The sequence below is a fragment of the Pandoraea sp. B-6 genome (genome assembly GCF_000282835.1).
GTDB classification, from domain to species: Bacteria; Pseudomonadota; Gammaproteobacteria; order Burkholderiales; family Burkholderiaceae; genus Pandoraea; species Pandoraea cepalis.
Map to the genome: position 1 here is coordinate 1 of NZ_AKXS01000336.1, position 2,235 is coordinate 2,235.

Sequence of the window (2,235 nt, forward strand, 5' to 3'; positions counted from 1 at the left end):
GGGCCCAGATCGTGGCCCCGAGCACGGCGACCGACAGGCCGCCGGTGAGCATGGCCAGCGTGCGCCGGTTCAGGCGCGTGACCGGGCGCGGCTGGGCGCGCAACGCCATCGCTTCGGGCGCCGCCTTGCCCCCCTGAGAAGTGGCATGGTCGGGGGTGTTGTCTTGGCTCATGCTCAATTCCTCCGTGCCACGCCATCGGTGCGCTCAATTCGCACCACGGCGCCCTTATCGCCACCCAGGCGCAGCTCGGCCGCACCAAACAGCCGATCCACGATGTAGTACGGCGAGCGGAAGCGGTAGTTCACCAGTTGTCCGTCGCCTTGCGCGCCGATCACGAACATTGGCGGTAGCTCGCCTTGAGCGATGCCCGCCGGAAACTGGATATAGACCTTCTCGCCATCGTCAAAGGCCCGCAACGGCTTCCACGGCGGATTGCTGCCGCTGACCGCGTAGCGGAAACGGATCTTCTCCAGCGACAGCCCGGCATCGACCGGCGCGGCGGCGCTGGCCGCTTGTGCCTGGCGCTGCAGGGCCAGCATCCTGTCCTTGGGGTATTCCCAGGACACCGAAGCCATCCATGTCTTCTCGGTCGAAGTCAGTTCTAGCAGGTAGGTGCGCCGACTGGTCGTGATGACCAAATTGGTCTTGAGGCCCGAGCGGATGGGCTTGACCATCACATTGACGCGCAGCGCATCGCCGCTGCCGCTCGATGTGTCGCCCACGATCCAGCGCACCGTGTCACCGGCAGCCACCGTCACCAGTTCCTCGCCCGGCTGGAGCGCGATCACGGTCACGCGACCCACGGCCGCATAGACCTGGTACAGCGCGCCATCAGTGAACGGCCAGACCTGGATGGCGTTCACATAGCCCTCGCGTGTGGGCGCAACACGGGCCTCCGTGTTCGCACGGGTCACGCGCACCTTCTCGTCGGGCGATTCCAGTGTGGCCTTGGCATCACCGGCCAGCGGCTTCATCTGTCCAGGCAGTGCCAGCACCTCGGGCACGGTCACGACCTCCACGGGCTTCGGCGCCTCGGGCAGCGGCTGGGCCTGCACCGGCCCATCCAACGAGATGGATGGCGGCGGAGTCCCCTGCGTGGCGCAGCCCGAGAACAAAACGGTGGATGCCAGTAGGATCACAGGCAAGGCGGGTTTACGGAAATGTCCATTCATGGTTTTGCTCCTTCGTTTCCTTCCAGCTCGCGGCTCCACGCCAGCCCGTTGACGTAGATACCCAGCGGGTTCTTGCGCACGCGCTGCTCCGTGCGCGGGGTCTGCAGCACCGTGGAGATCACCGCGTTCCAGCGCTCGGTGCGATCCAGCGCGCCGTTGACGAAGCGCGTCTCGGTCCAGCGCACGTTGAAGGACTGGTCGCTGGCGCGGGTCACGCTGGACACCTGCACCGTCACCGACTCCTTGCCGATGCGCGAGAACGGATCAGCCACCCGCGCGTACTCATTGAGCACCACGGCGCCCTTGTCCGTGGTGTAGTCATAGGCATCGAGCCAGTTCTGCCGCACCACGATGGGGTCGATGGACAGCGAGCGCACCAGGCCGATGAAGCGGCCCAGGTGGTAAGCAATCTGCGCATCGCTGGGCTGGTACGGCGTGGCGGCTTCGCCGACAGCGCGCACCTGGCCCGCGTTGTCCACCTCGATCACGTAGGGCGTGACGATGGACTGCGCCGAGCGCCAGACCAGGCCGCCGGCCATCAGCACCGCCAGCGTGAGGCAGCCGAAGGCCATAAGCCGCCAGTTCTTCGCCTGCACGCGGGCCGAGCCGATGCGGTCGTCCCAGACCTGGGCGGCGGATTGGTACGGGGTGGCAGGCTGCGGCGTATCGGCGTAGCGCACCTGCGGTCGTTTGAATCGCATGGGAGTTCTCCTTATGAATCGGAATCACGAAGGCTTGGCCCCTGGCTGGAGCTGCCGCCGTCGCCGCCGCGCAGCGTGTGGGCGGCCGTGGTCGCGGCATGGGTGAGCTGCTGCCTGCGGTGCAGGCGCTTGGCCCAGGCAGGCTGTTCGTTGGATGGAGGCGCATCTGCGGCATCAGCGCCAGATGCCGGCGCCTCATCCGGCCGGAAGGCCGCTGCCACGCGCTCCTTCATCGAGCGTGCGCCGTCGGCTACCTTTTGCCCGGCGGTCTTGGCCACGTTGCCCGCGCCAGCGGCAGCGCCTTGGATGCCACTGCCTGCGGCCGTAGAGCCAGCATCGAAAGCCGCCTTGGCGCCGCGCG

At 67.2% G+C, this 2,235-nt stretch carries 2 protein-coding genes and 2 pseudogenes; all 4 read right to left on the bottom strand.

Annotated features, from left to right (window positions below; genetic code table 11):
- Window positions 1–172: pseudogene (locus A985_RS28040) on the bottom strand (conjugal transfer protein TrbI); the annotation flags it as partial.
- 2 nt (window positions 173–174) lie between these two features.
- The gene (gene trbG / locus A985_RS0103375) at window positions 175–1,173 is read right to left on the bottom strand and encodes a P-type conjugative transfer protein TrbG (RefSeq protein ID WP_008640770.1); all 999 of its coding nucleotides are present in this window, start codon (window positions 1,171–1,173) and stop codon (window positions 175–177) included.
- Window positions 1,170–1,874, bottom strand: a complete 705-nt coding sequence (gene trbF, locus A985_RS0103380; protein ID WP_008640769.1) for a conjugal transfer protein TrbF — start codon at window positions 1,872–1,874, stop codon at window positions 1,170–1,172. The genes trbG and trbF overlap by 4 nt, the downstream gene beginning before the upstream one ends.
- An 11-nt stretch (window positions 1,875–1,885) precedes the next feature.
- Window positions 1,886–2,235: pseudogene (locus A985_RS24030) on the bottom strand (P-type conjugative transfer protein TrbL); the annotation flags it as partial.